Consider the following 17,660-nt stretch of genomic DNA (forward strand, 5'->3'; position numbering starts at 1 on the left):
GATGTGGAGATCCCGCTCAACCGTCTGGTGTGCGTCACCGGAGTGAGCGGCTCCGGGAAATCCACTCTGGTACAGGACGTATGCTACAACGCCCTGCGCAAGCTCAAGGGGCACCCGGCGGATCCCCCGGGGCGCCATCGCGCGATCACCGGCCACGAGGCCCTCGACGACGTGGTGCTCGTGGACCAATCCCCGATCGGCAAGACCACGCGCTCCAACCCCGCCAGTTACGTCGGCGCGTTCGATGCGATCCGCAAGCGCTACGCCGCCGAGCCCTTGGCGCGGGAGCGCGGCTATACCGCCGGTACCTTCAGCTTCAACGCAGGCAACGGGCGCTGCCCCACCTGCGGCGGCAACGGGTTCGAGCACGTGGAGATGCAGTTTTTGAGCGATGTGTATCTGCGTTGTCCGGACTGCGACGGGCGCCGTTACCGGCCGGAGATCCTGGAGGTGAAGCTGCCCGGTCCGGATCCGAGGCGCGGGGAACAACGGCGGGGTACGGCGGCGCGGGCCGGCGCCCGGACACCGGGGCGTGTCACCGCGGCCTCCTGGACCGCATCGATCGCGGAAGTCCTGGAACTGACGGTGACGGAGGCGCGCGCCTTCTTTGCCGACAGCCCCGAGGTCGTGCGCGCCCTGGATCCGCTGGGGGCGGTGGGCCTCGGGTATCTGAAGCTCGGCCAGCCGGTGCCCACCCTGAGTGGTGGCGAGGCCCAGCGCCTCAAGCTCGCCGGGCATCTGGTGCGCAGCCGCGCCGCGGACGGTGGCACCTTGTTCCTGTTCGACGAGCCCACCACCGGCCTGCACTTCGACGACATCGCCACGCTGCTCCAGGCGTTCCAGCGACTGCTGGACCAGGGTCACTCGCTGGTGGTGATCGAGCACAACCTGGACGTGATCGCGGCCGCGGACTGGATCATCGACCTGGGCCCGGAAGGCGGCGCGGCGGGCGGTACCGTGGTGTGGAGCGGCACACCCCGGGACGTGGTCCGCTGCCGCCCGAGCCATACCGGCGCCGCGTTACGGGCGCAGGCGAAAGGCGGGCCGCAGACACCCCGCATCGCGGCCCGCAAGGCGGTCACCGGCAACGGCGCGGGCACCATGATCCGCATCCACAACGCGCGCGAGCACAACCTGAAGAACGTGGACGTCCAACTGCCCCGGGGGCGCTTCACAGTGGTAACCGGGGTGAGTGGCAGCGGCAAGAGCACGGTGGCCTTCGACATCCTGTTCGCCGAGGGTCAACGCCGCTATCTCGAATCCCTGAACGCCTACGCGCGCCAGTTCGTGCAACCCGCGGCGCGCCCCGACGTGGACGCGATCTTCGGCATCCCGCCTACTGTGGCCATTGAGCAGCGCACCAGCCGCGGCGGACGCAAGAGCACCGTGGCCACCATGACGGAGATCTATCACTTCCTGCGCCTGCTGTTCGTGAAGCTCGGGGTGCAGCATTGTCCGGACTGCGGGATCCCGATCCGCCCGCAGACCCCGGAGGCGATCGTGGCGCGCATCCTCAAGGATTACCGCGGCAGGCGCGTGCAGGTGCTCGCGCCCCTGGTGACCGGGCGCAAGGGTTACTACACGGATCTCGCCAAGTGGGCCGGCGCCAAGGGCTTCGACACCCTGCGCGTGGACGGGACCAATACGCCCACGGAACCATGGCCGCGCCTGGACCGCTTCCGCGAACACGATATCGAGTTGCCGGTGGGGGAGCTGTCAGTGCGCGCTGCGGACGAGGCCACACTGCGGGCCCTGGTGGAGCGGGCCATCGCCTTCGGCAAGGGCATGGTGCGGATCGCACCGGCGGGTGCGGGCACCGGCGGGGCGCGGGCCCGCCGCGCCGAGGCGCTGTTCTCCACCGCGCGTGCCTGCCCGGGCTGCGGACGCAGCTTTGCGGAGCCGGATCCGCGGCTGTTCTCCTACAACTCGAGCCGCGGCTGGTGCCCGCAGTGCTACGGAACCGGCCTGGCCCTGGCGGGGTTCGACGCGGAACAGAGCGGCGAGGAGATCGGCTGGAACGAGTGGTGGGAAGGCGAGACGGCGGTATGTTCGGCGTGCGCGGGACAACGCCTGTGTCCGGAGGCCCTGGCGGTACACTTCCAGGGCCGCAGCATCGCGGCGTTCACCGCGTTGCCGGTCGCCGCTGCGGAACGAGCGTTCCGCGCCCTGCGCCTAGCGGGCCGCGAAGCGGCGCTGGCGCGCGACATCCTGCCCGAGTTGCGCGGCCGCCTCGCATTCCTGAAATCAGTGGGTCTGTCCTATCTCTCCCTGGACCGGGCAGCGCCCACCCTGAGCGGCGGCGAGGCCCAGCGCATCCGGCTCGCCTCCCAGCTTGGCTCCAACCTGCGCGGCGTGTGCTACATCCTCGATGAACCCACCATCGGCCTGCACCCGCGCGACAACCGCATGTTGCTGGACACGCTGGAACAGTTGGAACGCAAGGGCAACACCGTGGTGGTGGTGGAACACGACGAGGAGACCATCCGGCGCGCCAGTCACGTGGTGGACCTGGGCCCCGGCGCCGGTGTGAACGGCGGTAGCGTAGTGGCGCAGGGCACGGTGCAGGCCCTGATGCGCAACCCGCGCTCGGTGACCGGCCGGCTGCTGGCGCGGCCCTTGCGCCACCCCCTGATGGAGACCCGCCGGCCGGTCCCGCAGATGCGCGGCCGCGGCGCGGCGCCCGCGCTGACCGTCACCGGGGCGCGGCTGCATAACCTGCGCAATCTGCGGGTGCGTATTCCGCTGGAGCGGCTGGTGTGTGTCACCGGCGTCAGCGGCAGCGGCAAGAGCACCCTGGTGCGGCAGGTGCTGCGCGAGAATCTGCAACGGCGCATCGCCGGTGGGCGCCGCGGGCGGGCGCGCACCACGCCGTGGCTGAGCTGCCGGGAGATCGCGGGCTGGGAGGCAGTGGGCCGGGTCCTGGAAGTAGACCAGACCCCGATCGGCAAGACCCCGCGCTCCTGCCCGGCCACTTACGTAGGATTCTGGGACGCGATCCGGCGGCTGTTCGCCGATACGCCGGAGGCACGACTGCGGGGTTACGGTCCCAGCCGGTTCTCTTTTAATGTGGCAGGCGGGCGTTGCGCGGCCTGTGACGGGCAGGGCGCCAAGCGCATCGAAATGAGCTTCCTGCCCGACGTGACGGTACCCTGTGAGGCCTGCGGCGGGGCGCGCTTTGCGCCCGAAACCCTGGCGGTGCGCTACAAGGACCACACCATCGCCGAGGTCCTATCCCTAAGCGTGGTGGAGGCCGCGGCGTTCTTCGCGGTGCATCCGCGGATCCACCACGCGCTGCGCCTGCTGGAAGACGTGGGGCTCGGCTATCTCACCCTGGGCCAGCGGAGCCCGACCCTGAGCGGCGGCGAGGCACAACGCATCAAGCTGGTCACCGAACTGTCGAAGGCCCGGCCCGACCCGGGCGGCAGCAGAGCCCCCGCGCACACCTTGTACGTGCTGGACGAACCCACCATTGGTCTGCACATGGCCGACGTGGAAAAACTGATCCGCGTGTTGCACCGGCTGGTGACCGCGGGCAACACCGTGGTGGTGATCGAACACAACCTGGACGTGGTCGCCGAGGCGGACTGGGTGATCGACCTGGGTCCCGAGGGCGGCGCGGGCGGCGGACGGATCGTGGCCCAGGGCACGCCGGAACAGGTAGCCAAGGTGCGCTCCGGCTCCCATACCGGGCGCATCCTGCGGGAGTTTCTCAAGACCCGCGGTAACGGGCCGGAAACCGGCGCGCCGCCACGGCGCGTGGCCCGGAAGAAAAAATAGCGGACCGGTTTCCGTGGCCCAACTCAACTCGGTTCGGGTTGGGATGAACGGTTGGAACTCGCGTACGCGCCATGCGGACCGGGTCCGCCGCGCCGCGGGCTAGGCGACGCCGGCCTGCCGGTCCTTGCGGATCAGGTACAGATTGCGCAAATAGATCGCGGAGTTCGGAAGATAAGCCAGGACGCCCACCGGGTCGCGCTGGAAGATGAAATACGCCAGCATGATCAGGCTGCCACCGATGCTCCAGTACCAGAAGGACACCGGAATGACGCTCTTTCCGGCGCGCTCCGAATGGACCCACTGGAGGATGAAGCGCATGGAGAAGGCGATGGCCCCCACCAGGCCCAGCAGAGTCAGGTAACTCCAGTCCAGCCCCAGCACGCGGTGGGGTTCCGTCAACCAGACACCGTGGTATTGACAGTTCATGGCGGGCTACTCCGGTGGATATCGTTCCGTGACGGTATACCGGACCATGCGTTTCTTCATCCAGCGCACGGCGAACATATCGATCACCGCGCCCGCACGGTCCCATACACCGTAGTGGCTCTTGCCGCTCCTGCGCTCCTGATTCACCACCGGCACTTCAGTCACCCGATAACCTTGCAGGCCGATCAGGATAGGTAGAAACCGGTGAACCCCCTTGAAGAACGGCACTTGGTCGATGCATTCGCGCCGGAAGGCCCGATAGGTACAGCCGGCGTCGGTGATGGGGTCCTGCAGGATCCGGCTGCGCACCGCGTTGGAGATCCGCGACACCACGCTCTTGACCCAGCTGTCCCCTTCGCGCCGCGTCTGCTTGCGGGTGCCACAGACGCAGTCGGCACCGGCCAACGCCGCGAAGAACGCGGGGAAGTCGCGAGGATCGTTCTGCAGGTCGGCATCCAGAGTAACGATGAATTCCCCACGTGCGGCGCGCATCGCCGCGAAACTCGCGGCCGACTCACCGCAGTTAATGGCCTGTATCAGTGGCCCGAGGTTGTTCTCTTCGTTATAGCACGGGATAGTAAAGCTGACCTCGGGATGATGCATCGAGTTCAACCTCGATACGCAGCAATCGTCTCGCACACCCGGTCGGCATCCTCCAGCGAAAGTTCACCGTAAATCGGCAGCGAGAGGATCTCATTCACCAGCGCCTCGGTATGCGGCAGCGCCGGCAGATCCGGGTAGAGGTCAGTTACCGCCGGCTGCTGGTGATTCGCCACCGGGTAGTGGATCCCCGTGGCGATGCCGTTCTCCTCAAGGTGGGCGCCGAGTCCGTCGCGGTCCCGGTGGCGGATCACGTACATGTGGTATACCGACTGTGCCCACGGTTGCTCTTCGGGCGTCTCGACGACACCCGCGAGACGCTCCGTGTAGCGCGCGGCCACCCTGCGCCGATGGGTGTTCAGCTCGTCCAGATGGCGCAGCATCACGCGTCCCGCCGCTGCCTGGATCTCATTGAAGCGTTGATTATAGCCCACGATATCGTGGGTGAACTTGCTCTTGCGCCCGTGGTTGCGCAACATGCGCACCCGCTCCGCCACCTGCGCGTCGTTGGTCATGACGCAACCGCCGTCCCCGAGCACCGTGAGGTTCTTGGACGGATAAAAGGAAAACGCACTGGCGGTGCCGATGGAGCCCACCGGCCGGTCGCGGTAACGCGCGCCGTGGGCCTGCGCACAATCCTCCAGGACCCACAGCTTGTGCCGTTCCCCGATGGCCATGATGCGATCCATATCCGCGGGATGCCCGTAGAGATGAACCGGAATGATCCCCACCGTGCGCGGCGTCACCGCGGCCTCCACCGCCGCGGGATCCAGGCAATAGGTCTTGTCCACGTCCACAAACACCGGCTTGGCCCCGCGGTGGATCAGGGGTTCGATGGACGGAAACGCGGTATGGGACGGGACAATTACCTCGTCACCGGGCGCCAGGCCCATGGCCTCGTGCAGCAACGAGACCGCCGCGGTCCATGATGAGGACAGTACGCAGTGTGCCATCCCCACATAGCGGGCCAGTTCCGCCTCGAAGGCCTTGCACTCAGCGCCGAGGATATAGCTACCCGAGTCGACCGCCCGTAGGACGGCCTCGCGGACCTCGTCGTTAAGAAATACACGTGACAGAGGGATCTTGTTCATCGGTTCCAGTTCCTTTTCGAAATGAAGAAATCGCGACGGCGCAGGGCCTAGCCGTCCAGGGAGAGGGTCTTGCGCTGCTGCGCGGACTCCAGGGCGCGCTCAATGACGCGCACCGCCCAGTAACCCGCCCAGCCGTCCGCAGCGGGCGCGGCGCGGGTACCAACCGAGTCGAGAAACGCGCGCACCTCGGCGAGCAATGGCTCCTCCGGCGGAAATTCCAGCAGGCGGCTGGTTTCCTCCACCGCCACGACGCCGTTCTGGCCCACCTCGTGGCGGGCATCCACCATGCGCACCTTGTACTGCGCCACGTTGAAATCGCAGATGGCACTGGCCTTGTGTCCCATGACCTTAACCTCCCGGTATTTGCCGGGGGTGTGATAGCCGGTCTCCACCATCGCCGAGACCACGCCGCCCGGCAGCTCATAATCGAGGGCAATCCAGGACTCATCGTCCATGCCGCGGCCGAGGAAGTCGTTCAGCACCGCAGTGACCCGTACCGGCGGGCGATCCATGAACAGGTTGAACAGGTCCACGAAGTGGATCGCATCGGCAAAGGTGACGCCGCTATCGTTGCGCGGGCGCTTGAAGCCGCTGAAGTTGCCGCGGAGGATCTTCAGTTGCCCGAACTCGCCCTTGCCGATGGCTTCCTTCAGCCACTGGGCGGCAGGATCGAAGCGGAAGATGTGCCCCACCTGCAGGATGCGCGCGCGGCGCTCGGCAAGTTCCGCCAGCTCTTTGGAATCCCGTGATGCCAATGTCAGCGGCTTCTCCACGAACACATCCTTGTCCGCCTCCAGGTAGCGGCGGCAAAGCTCGTAGTGGGTCTCGGCGGGGGTCGCTACCACCGCGCAGTCCACTTGCGTCAGGAACTGGTAGGGATCGGTGCTGAGGCGTTGCGCGGGAAATCCGGACTCCGCCAACTTGGAGAGACGCGCCGGAGCGGTATCCACGCAATAGAGTTCGACGGGCAGGCCGCGCAGTACGCGCAGATGGTTGGCGCCCCAGCGGCCGAGGCCGAGGAGCACGACCCGTAGCGGGGTGGTGCGGGCGTTGGATTCAGTGGCTGGTAACATGGTCAGTGGGATTCCTGTGGTCAGGTTTGCGGGAAGATTGTATTGCAAGGGGGCACCCCCACCAAGGACGGGCGGGACGCACGGACCGCGGGGCATCGAATGCGTGGCAGGCACGCCGTCGCGGCGGACACCGGGAGCACGTCTCGCCTTGGCACCGGCATCGGTGGCCACGGCGGTAGGCCGGCAACGAGCGCGGGCTAGTCAAAACGCTGCACCAGGCCCGGGTCGGCGACGAGCTGCCGGGCACTCCAGACGCCCATGCCTTCGCCCCGGTAGAGCTGGCGGTACAGGGGCGAGGGAGGGGCGTTGCGGTTCCAGTTCGCCAACGTCACATAGGCAATGACGTAGCCGTCGGGATGCGCGCGGGCCCAATCCAGCAGCGCGGGGCCCCGTACCTCGGTGATCGGAGCCTTGATCCGCGCGAAGAAATTGAACTCACCCTGGTAGGAGCTATCGGAGATCGCCACCGGCGCGCCCACCGCCGCCAGGTTGCGGATGAACGCGCTCGCCGGACGCACGTCGTAGGCCGGCCACGATGCGCGGAACAGTCCGCCGGCCATGATCAACAGCATCACCCAGGTCGCGGCGGCCAGCACCCGCACCCGCTGCGCAGTGGCAAGCCGCCCGCTCCAGGCCAGCAGCGTCACACCGATCACCGCCAGGGCACTGGCCAGGGCTCCAGCGAATATCAGCGGGACATGGACGGGCCATGCCAGGGTGTGGGCGAGATGGGAACTGAACGGCACCGCGAACCAGAGGCCCGCGAGCCCCAGGAACACCAAGCCCGGCAGGGGAAATCGCGCGGTCTTCGGCTCGTACACGCTCAACCCGCGCGCCAGCAGCAGGGCCAGTGGCGGAAAGATCGGCAACAAATAATGCGGCTGCTTGCCACTGATCAGGGAGAACAGGATCAGCACCGGAATCGACCACGCAAGACACAGGCGCACCTCCGCCAGATCCAGCCGCCGCGCCATGCGCCCGCTGGCACGCCACCCGTCCGGCCATAGGGACCAGGGGAACAGCAGTACCGGCAACAGGGGCAAATACCACCACCAGGGGCGCCGGTGGGAGAACGAATGCACCGTGTAGCCGGCGGTCTGGTGCCAGGTCATGTCGATGAAATAGTGCCAACCGCCCTGGATTGCCATGGGAATCAGCCACAGCAGGGCGACGGCCACCGACACCCCCAAGGCCAGCAACAGTCCGGTGTACCAGCGTCGCCAGCTCAAGGTCGCCGGACGGGTGTCCTTCATCCACCAGCGCGCGGTGAGGCCCACCGCCGCCACCGGCAGGAACACCACCGGGCCTTTCGCGAGGATGCCGAGCCCGAGCCCGAGGCCGGTGAGCCAAAAATACCGGTCGCTGCCTCCCTGCCAGACCCGGATCAGCCCGTACACCGCCAGCAACGCAAAGGCGTTGAGGAGCATGTCGAACATGGTCGCCGACGAGAACACCGCCCAGTAGAAAGCGCCCAACAGGATGGTGGGCGCCAGGACCGCCGCGGAGCCGTCGGGCCACAAGCGGCGCGCGATACGTTGGGTGATAAACAGCGCCAGCAGCCCGAACAACGGCGCCACCAGCCGCGCCCACCAGGCGGACACGCCGAACACCATCCAGCCCAACTCCATGAGCCAGAACAGCAGCGGCGGTTTACCGTCATAGGTGTGCCCGTTGAGGTAGGGCACCCACTGGCTGTGACGCCACCACATCTCCCAGGCCACGGAGAGGTAGCGGGTCTCGTCGATGGGAATTACCGTGCGCACCGCGAGCATCCCGGCGGCGAGCAGCAGCCAGCCCCATACCCAGAACGGCAGTGAGAACTTGATGGGCATCCTGGTACGCGGTAACCGTCGGCGGGCCGTGCGACGCCGGGCGGCGGCGGGACGTGGGCCGGCGGGCTTGGAAAGACCGGGCGCAGTATATAGGCTTTCGGGTACCGGTTCACCCTCCACGGATCCTGGCGCGGGGCGGTGGCCGCATGGGCGGGCGCCGCGCAGGCGCGTCCCGCTGCCGGAATCCCGTAACGCAACCCCCGGATCCCTGTCCGCGCCATGGAACGTCTGTTCGCTGCTCTCGAGGCTGGGGCCACGCTGGTCACCGCCAACCGTCACTTGGCCCGGCGCCTGGGGGCGGCCTACGATCAGCACCGGGCGCAACACGCGGCGCTCTGGCCGAGTGCCGATATCCTGCCCTATGGCGCGTGGCTGGAACGCTGCTGGGAAGACGGCCTGGACGCCGGCGCCTGGGAGCGCGCCGGCCCGCCGGTGCTGCTCAGTGACGCCCAGGAAGCGGCCCTGTGGGAACAGGTGATCGAGTCAGCGGAGGGCGGCCGTGCCGTGCTGCTCCAGCTGCCGGGCGCCGCGCAGCGGGCACGGGACGCCTGGTCCTTGTTGGCGGCTTGGCGCTGCCGGCTGGAGGACCATCGCGGCGTGTTGAATGCCGACGCCGATGCGTTTCTCGCCTGGAGCGTCGCATTCCGTGGTCAATGCGCCCGGCACCGCTGGCTCGACCATGCCGGCCTGCCGGACCGCTTGGCGGAGGCGCTCCGCTCCGGGGCGCTGGCGACCCCCGGGCACCTGGTGCGCGCGGGGTTTGACCAGCAGACCCCCCAGCAGCAGACGCTGTGGGAAACCCTGATTCAGATGGGGTGCCGGGTGGAGGAATGGCACCCCGAACCGACCGGGAAAACCGTCCACCGGGTCCCCGCGGCGGACGGGACCGCGGAGCGGGAAGCGGCAGCGCATTGGGCCCGGGCGCTGCTGGAACAGGGGGCGGCGGGTCCCATCGGGATCGTGATCCCGGACTTGGCCGCCACCCGGGCGCAAACCGAACGGATCGTGGAGACAGTACTGCAACCCGGCGCGGCGTTGCCGGGCGCGGCGCCCGGGCCACGGCCGTTTCACCTCTCGCTCGGTCTTCCCCTGGCCGAACTGCCGGTGGTCCGGGCCGCGTTGCGGGTGTTGGCATTGGCCCAGGGGGATATGCCCCTCGAGGAGGCCGGTGCCCTGCTGCGCACCCCGTTCCTGGCCGGCGGGACCGCCGAGGCCGCCGGCCGCGCCCGGCTCGATGCCTGGCTGCGGCGCCGGGGTGAACCGGTAGTCCGCGCCGCCTGGATCGGCCGCTTGGCAGAGACCGGACCCGCCGGACACCCGGAGTCCGCGGCGCCGCGCTTGGCGGCGGGATTAGCACAGCTGGAACGGGAACTTTCGGCCCAGGGCGTAACCCGCGCCCTGCCCGCCACCTGGGCGGAACGCTACTCGCGCTGGCTGGAACGCATGGGTTGGCCCGGGGACCGGCCCCTGGACAGCACCGAATACCAGGCGGTGGGCGCATTTCGGGACCTGCTGTCCGCGTTCGCGGCCCTGAGCGCGGTCACCGGCCCGCTCTCCGCGGGCCCCGCCCTGGCGCGCCTGCGGCGCCTCGCCCGGGAGCGCATTTTCCAACCCCTGGAACACCCGGCTCCGGTGCAGGTGATGGGGATGCTGGAGGCGGCAGGCCAGGCGTTCTCCCACCTGTGGGTCACCGGCCTGCACGACGGGTGCTGGCCGCGGCCGCCGGAACCCAACCCCTTCATTCCGGTCGCCCTACAGCGCAGCCTGGGCATGCCTCACGCCAGCGCCGGCGGTGAACTCGCCTACGCACAACGGATCACCCGGCGCCTGCTCGAGAGCGCACCCCAAGTCGTGGTCTCCCATCCCCTGGCGGAACAGGACCGTAGCCTGCGTCCCAGCCCGCTGATCGCCGCGCTGCCGATGGCAGCTCCGCATACGCTGCCGGGTAACCCAATCGCCACCTACGGGGAGCGCATCCTCGCAGCGGCCTCGCCTCTGGACATCGTGGACGACGCGCACGCCCCGGTCCTCGCCGCCGGAGAGCCGGTGACCGGAGGCAGCGCGCTGTTTCAGGATCAGGCCGCCTGCCCGTTCCGGGCCTACGCCCGTCACCGTCTGGGGGCGCGGGCGCTCGACTCGCCCCGGCACGGATTGGATCTCCGCGACCGCGGAACGCTGGCACATCGGGTCCTGGAGCAGGTGTGGAACCAACTCGGCGGGTGGCGCGCCCTCCAGGAGCGCGACGACGCGCAGCTCGCCGCCCTGGTCACCGCGGTGACCGACGCGGTTCTGGAGGATTTCGCGCGCCACCGGGCGCACGACTTTGGACCCCGGTTCCGCGCATTGGAGCAACAGCGCCTGGTGGAGCTCACCCTGGCATGGCTCGCCGTGGAGCGCGGACGCACGCCCTTCACGGTGGCTGAACCGGAGCGCACGCGGGTGGCGGAGGTGGCAGGCATCCCGGTCACCGTGCGCCCAGACCGGGTGGACGTGCTGGCGGACGGCGGGCGCGTGATCGTGGACTACAAGACCGGCGATCCCAAGGTAAGCAGTTGGTTCGGCCCGCGTCCCGACGAACCGCAACTGCTGCTCTATGCGAGTGTGGACCCGGGGCCGGTAACCGCGTTGGCCTTCGCCCGCCTCAAGCCCGGAAAACTGGGCTTCGCAGGACTCGCGGAACATGCGGATACCCTGCCCGGCGTCCCCGCGCTGGCGGCAGCGGACCACACCGACCTGGCGCCCTACGGCGGGCGCTGGGATACGCTGTTGGCGGACCGGCGGCGCGCGGTGGAGGCATTGGGGGAGGGATTCCGGTCCGGTGCCGCGCAGGTGGACCCGAAGGATCCGACCCGCTCCTGCCAGTACTGCGACCTCCCCGCCCTATGCCGGATCCACGAGCAGGGCTTGTGCGCCGATGACGACCCGGAGAACGGCCATGGCGGCGCGTGAACCGGCGGATCAGCCGGCCCGGGAACAGGCCCTCGACCCGGGGCATTCCTTCATCGTCCAGGCCCCGGCGGGCTCCGGCAAGACCGAGCTGCTGACCCAACGCTACCTGCAGCTACTGTGCGCGGTGGACGAACCGGAAGAGGTAGTGGCCATCACCTTTACGCGCAAGGCGGCGGCGGAGATGCGCAACCGCATCCTCGATGCCCTGGACGCCACCGACCTGCCGGTCCCGGACAGCGCCCACGGGCAACGCACCCGGACCCTGGCCCAGGGGGTCCGGCAACGGGACGGCATACGCGGATGGAACCTGCGGGCCCACCCGGCGCGGCTGCGCATCCATACCATCGACGGCCTGTGCAGCGGACTCACCCGGCAGATGCCGTGGCTGACCCGCTTCGGCGCACCGCCCGCCATCGCCGAGCCGTGTGCGCCGCTCTACCGGGATGCGGCGCGTGCCACCCTGCGCCTGGTGGAGACCGGCGCCCAATGGTCCGACGCCATCGCGCAGTTGTTGCTGCATCTGGACAACGATTTCCCCAAGGCCGAAGGGCTGCTGGTCGACATGCTCGCGCGGCGCGACCAGTGGCGACGGCACCTGCGCCGTGACCTGGCGCCAGAGGCCTTGCGCGATGCCTTGGAAGGGGCCTTGGCGGACACCGTGACAGCGGCCCTGACGGCGCTGTGCGGGCGGCTTTCCGGCCCCAGTGGAACCGACCTCGCGCGGCTTGCCGGTTACGCCGGTGAAATCTTGCGGGCCGCGGGCCGCAACTCCCCTATCCGCGCCTGTGCCGGCATCTCCGCACTGCCCAGCGCGGATCCCGGCGGTGTGGAGCAGTGGCGGGGCATCGCCGGCTTGCTGCTAACCGCAGAGGGGCACTGGCGCAAGAAACTCACCGCCACCGTAGGGGTGCCCGCCAGCCGCAACGGCAGCGGCGCCGAAATGAGCGCCCTGGGTCATGCCTTGTTGGAGCAGTGGGCCGCGGACGACGCCCTGCGGGCGCAGCTGCACGCGGTACGGGGATTGCCGCCCACACGTTATACCGAGGCGCAGTGGGCCTTGCTGCAGGCGCTGTTCGAGTTGTTGCGCGTCGCGGTGGCGCAACTGCGCTTGGTATTCCAGGAACGCGGGCAGGCGGACTATGTGGAGATCACCCAAGCGGCGGTGGACGCCCTGGGGGATGAGGAATCGCCCACGGAATTGGCCCTCGTTCTGGACTACCGGATCCGGCATCTGCTGGTGGACGAGTTCCAGGACACCTCCTACAGCCAGTACGAGCTGCTGCGGCGCCTGACCGCCGGTTGGGAGCCGGGGGACGGGCGCACCCTGTTCCTGGTGGGAGATCCCATGCAGTCCATCTACCGGTTCCGGGAAGCGGACGTGGCCCTGTATCTGCACACCCGGCGGCGCGGGATCGGCGGGATCGTGCCCGAGACCCTCACCCTGTCCGTGAACTTCCGCTCCCGGGCCGGCGTGGTGGAATGGGTGAACCGGCATTTCCCCGTGGTGTTCCCCCCTTGTGAGGATCCGGATACCGGCGCGGTCACCTACGTCGCGGCCACCCCTTGGCACGATGCCGACCCGGCGCCGGCGGTGCATCTGCACCCGCTGCCTCCGGGGCGCGCAGACGCGGAGGCGCAGCAAGTAGTGCATCTGATTCGCGACGCCCAGACGCAGGACCCGGGGGGACGCACGGCGATATTGGTACGCGCGCGCACCCATCTCGGCGCTATCCTGCCGGCGCTGCGCGCCGCGGGGCTGCGCTATCAGGCGTTGGACATCGAGCCCCTGGCCGGACGCCCGGTGGTACAGGACCTGTTGGCGCTGACCCGCGCCCTGCTGCACCCCGCGGACCGGGTGGCGTGGCTCGCGGTGTTGCGGGCACCGTGGTGCGGGCTGTGCCTGGCGGATCTGCACGCCCTCGCTGGCGGCGACCGCGTGCGCACGCTGCGGGAACTGTGCGACGACCCGCAACGGATGGCCAACCTGAGCGATGACGGACGCGCGCGGCTCGCGCGCGTGCGGGCGGTGCTGGAAGCGGCGCGCGCGCAACGTCAACGGCGTGCCTTGCGCACCTGGGTGGAAGGCGTGTGGCTGGCCTTGGGAGGACCGGCGTGCGGCGATGCCACGGCGCTGGCGGACGCGCGGGTGTTCCTGGGACTGCTGGAAACCCTGGATGAAGGCGGCGACCTTGCGGACTTGGACACCCTGGAGGAAAGGGTGGGACAGCTCTATGCCCAACCCGATGTGGAAGCACCGGACACCCTTCAGATCATGAGTCTGCACAAGGCCAAGGGGCTCGAATTCGACACCGTGATCGTGCCGGGCCTGGATCGCCGCCCGCCGGCGGACTCCGCACGCCTGCTGCGCTGGATCGAGACCGGCACCGCCGACGGACACGCGGACGTACTGCTGGCCCCCATCGCGCCCGCCGGGAACGAGGAGGATCCGATCTATCGATATGTGAAATCGGTGGACGGCGCCCGCGCACGGCACGAGGCCGGCCGGCTGCTGTACGTGGCCGCCACCCGGGCGCGCCGCCGCCTGCATCTGCTCGGCCGTGCAAGGATGAAGTCCACCGACGCCGGTCCGCAGCTCCTCGCGCCCCAGGCCGGGTCCCTGCTCAGCCTGCTCTGGCCAGTGGTGGAAGGCCGGTTTCGGGAAACGCTGGCGGCGGAAACCGTTTCTGCGCCCGTGCCTGACACAGCTCCGGCAGTCGCGGTGCCGCGCGCGTTGCGACGCGTGCCAGCGGGATGGCGAACGCCGTCGCCCCCCGATGACGTAGCGTGGACCCCGCCGCGAGCCTCCACCCCCCCCTCGGTGACGGACCTGGAATTCCAGTGGGTACGCGATACCACCCGCCACGCGGGCACCGTGGTGCACCGGGCGCTCCGGCGCATTGCCCAGGAGGGCGTGGCAGCCTGGGACGCGGCGCGCGTACAGGACTGCCGCGGCACTTGGCGGGCAGCGCTGATCCGGCTCGGCGTCGCGCCGGACGCGCTGGAGGCAGCGCTGGAGCGGGTGACGCGGGCGCTGCACGGAGTCCTGGAGGATCCCCGTGCCCATTGGATCCTGTCCGGCGATCACACCGAGGCGCACAGCGAGTATGCCCTCACCGGGACCCGCGACGGGGTCATCCGCCGCGTGGTGATTGACCGCACCTTCGTGGATCAGGACGGGACGCGTTGGATCATCGACTTCAAGACCGGTGGCCACGAAGGCGCCGGGGTGGAAACCTTCCTGGACCGGGAACAGACGCGCTACCGCCCGCAACTGGAAGGCTACGGCGCGCTGCTGCGAAGTGCCGAGTCGCGGCCCGTGCGCCTCGGCCTGTACTTTCCACTGCTGCAGGGCTGGCGCGAGTGGGAAGCAGGGAAACCCTGAAAGGGGTCTACGGCCACGCAACACCAGCAAGCTGGGCGGGTAATCTGCGCATCGCGAAGCGCGCGGGAAATCGGGGATCGAGTTCGACCGCGGTAGGCCAACGGTCGACATGCTGCGACGGGAACATCCATGGGAGGTGTGCCGGTCGCATACCGCGGCGGTAGACACCCCCCCAGGCCGCCCGGGGGCCAGACCGCCGCACGCGCTGGCGCCCAGCGCCCGGTTCCGGTAGCGTGTCCCGAGGCCCTGAGCAACACAACCGACAGACGGCACCCATACGATGCCCGTGACCTTCGACGACAAACTGGTGGTAGCGATTTCCTCACGCGCCCTGTTCGACCTGGAGGAGAGCCATCGCGTGTTCACGGAGCAGGGCGTGGACGCCTACTGCCGGTATCAGATCGAGCACGAGAACGAGGTCCTGGAGCCAGGCGGCGCGTTCAACCTGGTGCAGAAACTCCTGGCGTTGAACGAAGGCAACCCCGCCGCGCCCCGCGTGGAGGTCATCCTGCTATCACGCAACAGCGCCGACACCGGGCTGCGCATCTTCAACTCGGTGCAGCACTACCGGCTGGGAATCAGCCGCGCCGCCTTCACCGGCGGGGCCAGTCCCTACCGGTACGTGCCCACCTTCGGGGCGCACCTGTTTCTGTCCGCGGACCCCGACGACGTGACCCAGGCGCTGCAGATGGAAGTAGCCGCCGCCACCATCCTGCCGTCCAAAGTCGGGGTGAGCCAGGGCGCGCAACTGCGCATCGCCTTCGACGGGGACGCGGTGCTGTTCTCCGACGACGCGGAACGGGTCTATCAGAGCCAGGGGCTGGAGGCGTTCAGCGCCTCCGAACAGGCGGCGGCCAATGAACCGCTGCCCGGCGGGCCGTTCAAAAACTTCCTGGCGGCACTGCAGCGCATCCAATCGGAGTACCCGCCGGAGGCGGCACCGATCCGCACCGCGCTGTTCACCGCGCGCTCGGCGCCGGCCCACGAGCGGGTGATCCGCACGCTGCGAGCCTGGAACATCCGCATCGACGAGGCGGTGTTCCTGGGCGGTTTGGGCAAGGGCGCCTTCCTGAAGGCGTTCGGCGCCGACATCTTCTTCGACGACCAGCGCGGCCACTGCGACTCGGCACGCGAACACGTACCCACCGGCCACGTACCGCATGGGGTCGCCAACTCCTGAGCACGGCGCATCTCCGGCGCCGGCGCGCTGACGACCGCAGGATCCGCCGTCCCTCTGACAAGGCCACGGCCCCCGGTTACAATGGCCGCTCTGCCGGCCACCGATTCCAGGGGAACCGATGAGCACGTTTCAGGGCGAAGCCGACTACGTCCACGGCAGCCCCGCCCGCACCGGCGTACTGGTGTCGAACCTGGGTACCCCCGACGCCGCCACTCCGGCGGCACTGCGCCGTTATCTGTCGGAGTTCCTCTCCGACCCGCGCGTGGTGGAACTGCCGCGCGGCCTGTGGCTCCCGCTGCTCCACGGGGTCATCGCCCCGCTGCGCGGGCGGCACGCGGCGCGCCTCTATCGCCGCGTCTGGACCCCGGAGGGCTCGCCGCTGCTGGCCATCGCACGGCGTCAAGCTCAAGCGCTGGAGACGGAACTGGCAGCGCGCTTGCCGGGCCCGGTGCCGGTGGCGCTGGGTATGCGCTATGGCAATCCCGCCCTGCCCACGGCCCTCGATATGTTACGCCGTGCGGGCGTGCGACGATTACTGTTGCTTCCCCTGTATCCGCAATACTCCGCCACCACCACCGCGTCCACCTTCGACGCGGTGGCCGCAGTGCTAGGCACTTGGCGCTGGATGCCGGAGCTACGCACCATCATGAGCTATCATGACGAACCGGGTTACATCACGGCCCTGGCCAAGTCGGTGCGCCACCACTGGGCGCAACACGGCGAGGCCGAGCGGCTGATGTTCTCCTTCCATGGGCTGCCGAGACGTAATCTCACCGCGGGAGATCCCTATCATTGCCAATGCCACAAGACGGCACGCCTGGTGGCAGAAGCCCTCGCACTCCCGCCGGAGCGCTGGCAAGTGACGTTCCAGTCCCGGTTCGGGCGCGCGGAATGGCTCCAGCCCTACACCGACCATACCCTGCGGGCGTGGGCCCGGCAGGGGGTCAAGTCCGTGGAAGTGCTGTGTCCGGGATTCTCCGCCGATTGCCTGGAGACCCTGGACGAGATCGCGGAGCTCAACCGGCGCTGGTTTTTGGAAGCGGGCGGCGCCACCTTCCACTACATCCCAGCCCTCAACGATCAGCCGTCCCATGTGCGGATGCTCGCGGACCTGGTGACGCGGCACCTGCAGGGCTGGCCGGACACCGATCCCGGCGACGACCCCGAGGGGCAGACCGCCGGCAGGGAAACCGCGCGCCGGGCGCAAGCCCTCGGCGCGCCGCGCTGAATCTCCCGGCGTGACGTCCCGGCGTCGGGCGGCCCCACCCGTTGACGACCCGCGCCACAAGCCCTTCGCTGCCACCCGAGCAGCATTTATCTTTGAGTGACGGTCCTGCGTGCTTAGGACTT

Annotated in this window: 10 protein-coding genes; 5 read left to right on the top strand and 5 right to left on the bottom strand. The window is 69.0% G+C overall.

Annotation, left to right across the window (positions count from 1 at the left end; genetic code table 11):
* Positions 1–3: 3 nt before the first annotated feature.
* Positions 4–3,777, top strand: a complete 3,774-nt coding sequence (locus tag B7Z66_12840) for an excinuclease ABC subunit A (GenBank protein OYV75454.1) — start codon at positions 4–6, stop codon at positions 3,775–3,777.
* 99 nt (positions 3,778–3,876) lie between these two features.
* On the opposite strand, the gene B7Z66_12845 is transcribed toward B7Z66_12840, so the two are convergent.
* From B7Z66_12845 to B7Z66_12865, 5 genes are all read right to left on the bottom strand, one after another.
* Positions 3,877–4,203, bottom strand: coding sequence for a hypothetical protein (locus tag B7Z66_12845; protein ID OYV75424.1), 327 nt, complete (start codon positions 4,201–4,203; stop codon positions 3,877–3,879).
* A 6-nt stretch (positions 4,204–4,209) separates the two neighbouring features.
* Positions 4,210–4,806 (bottom strand): hypothetical protein, encoded by a 597-nt coding sequence (locus B7Z66_12850; protein OYV75425.1) that lies wholly within the window; start codon positions 4,804–4,806, stop codon positions 4,210–4,212.
* Positions 4,807–4,811: 5 nt separating this feature from the next.
* Positions 4,812–5,894: a hypothetical protein gene (locus tag B7Z66_12855; protein OYV75426.1), complete on the bottom strand. Its 1,083-nt coding sequence runs from the start codon at positions 5,892–5,894 to the stop codon at positions 4,812–4,814.
* Positions 5,895–5,941: 47 nt separating this feature from the next.
* Entirely contained in the window at positions 5,942–7,063 is a 1,122-nt protein-coding gene (locus B7Z66_12860; protein OYV75427.1) for a hypothetical protein, read from the bottom strand.
* A gap of 101 nt (positions 7,064–7,164) precedes the next feature.
* Positions 7,165–8,799 carry a hypothetical protein gene (locus tag B7Z66_12865; GenBank protein ID OYV75428.1) on the bottom strand — a complete coding sequence of 545 codons (1,635 nt, stop codon included), beginning with the start codon at positions 8,797–8,799 and terminating at the stop codon, positions 7,165–7,167.
* A 219-nt stretch (positions 8,800–9,018) separates the two neighbouring features.
* On the opposite strand from B7Z66_12865, the gene B7Z66_12870 reads away from it, so the two are divergent.
* From B7Z66_12870 to B7Z66_12885, 4 genes are all read left to right on the top strand, one after another.
* Positions 9,019–11,748, top strand: coding sequence for a hypothetical protein (locus B7Z66_12870; GenBank protein OYV75429.1), 2,730 nt, complete (start codon positions 9,019–9,021; stop codon positions 11,746–11,748).
* Positions 11,735–15,130, top strand: coding sequence for a hypothetical protein (locus tag B7Z66_12875; GenBank protein ID OYV75430.1), 3,396 nt, complete (start codon positions 11,735–11,737; stop codon positions 15,128–15,130). Before B7Z66_12870 ends, B7Z66_12875 begins: the two co-directional genes overlap by 14 nt.
* Before the next feature lie 280 nt (positions 15,131–15,410).
* Positions 15,411–16,310, top strand: a complete 900-nt coding sequence (locus B7Z66_12880) for a 5'-nucleotidase (GenBank protein OYV75431.1) — start codon at positions 15,411–15,413, stop codon at positions 16,308–16,310.
* A gap of 118 nt (positions 16,311–16,428) precedes the next feature.
* Positions 16,429–17,538, top strand: a complete 1,110-nt coding sequence (locus tag B7Z66_12885; GenBank protein OYV75432.1) for a ferrochelatase — start codon at positions 16,429–16,431, stop codon at positions 17,536–17,538.
* Positions 17,539–17,660: the final 122 nt, after the last annotated feature.

This window comes from Chromatiales bacterium 21-64-14, assembly GCA_002255365.1.
In the GTDB taxonomy this organism is placed as follows: Bacteria; Pseudomonadota; Gammaproteobacteria; order 21-64-14; family 21-64-14; genus 21-64-14.

What these genes read in the sequence shown, in the direction of transcription:
- B7Z66_12845 (OYV75424.1), bottom strand. Translation starts at nt 4,203, where the DNA reads ATGAACTGTCAATACCACGGTGTCTGGTTGACGGAACCCCACCGCGTG.
- B7Z66_12850 (OYV75425.1), bottom strand. Translation starts at nt 4,806, where the DNA reads ATGCATCATCCCGAGGTCAGCTTTACTATCCCGTGCTATAACGAAGAG.
- B7Z66_12855 (OYV75426.1), bottom strand. Translation starts at nt 5,894, where the DNA reads ATGAACAAGATCCCTCTGTCACGTGTATTTCTTAACGACGAGGTCCGC.
- B7Z66_12860 (OYV75427.1), bottom strand. Translation starts at nt 7,063, where the DNA reads ATGCCCCGCGGTCCGTGCGTCCCGCCCGTCCTTGGTGGGGGTGCCCCC.
- B7Z66_12865 (OYV75428.1), bottom strand. Translation starts at nt 8,799, where the DNA reads ATGCCCATCAAGTTCTCACTGCCGTTCTGGGTATGGGGCTGGCTGCTG.
- B7Z66_12870 (OYV75429.1), top strand. Translation starts at nt 9,019, where the DNA reads ATGGAACGTCTGTTCGCTGCTCTCGAGGCTGGGGCCACGCTGGTCACC.
- B7Z66_12875 (OYV75430.1), top strand. Translation starts at nt 11,735, where the DNA reads ATGGCGGCGCGTGAACCGGCGGATCAGCCGGCCCGGGAACAGGCCCTC.
- B7Z66_12880 (OYV75431.1), top strand. Translation starts at nt 15,411, where the DNA reads ATGCCCGTGACCTTCGACGACAAACTGGTGGTAGCGATTTCCTCACGC.
- B7Z66_12885 (OYV75432.1), top strand. Translation starts at nt 16,429, where the DNA reads ATGAGCACGTTTCAGGGCGAAGCCGACTACGTCCACGGCAGCCCCGCC.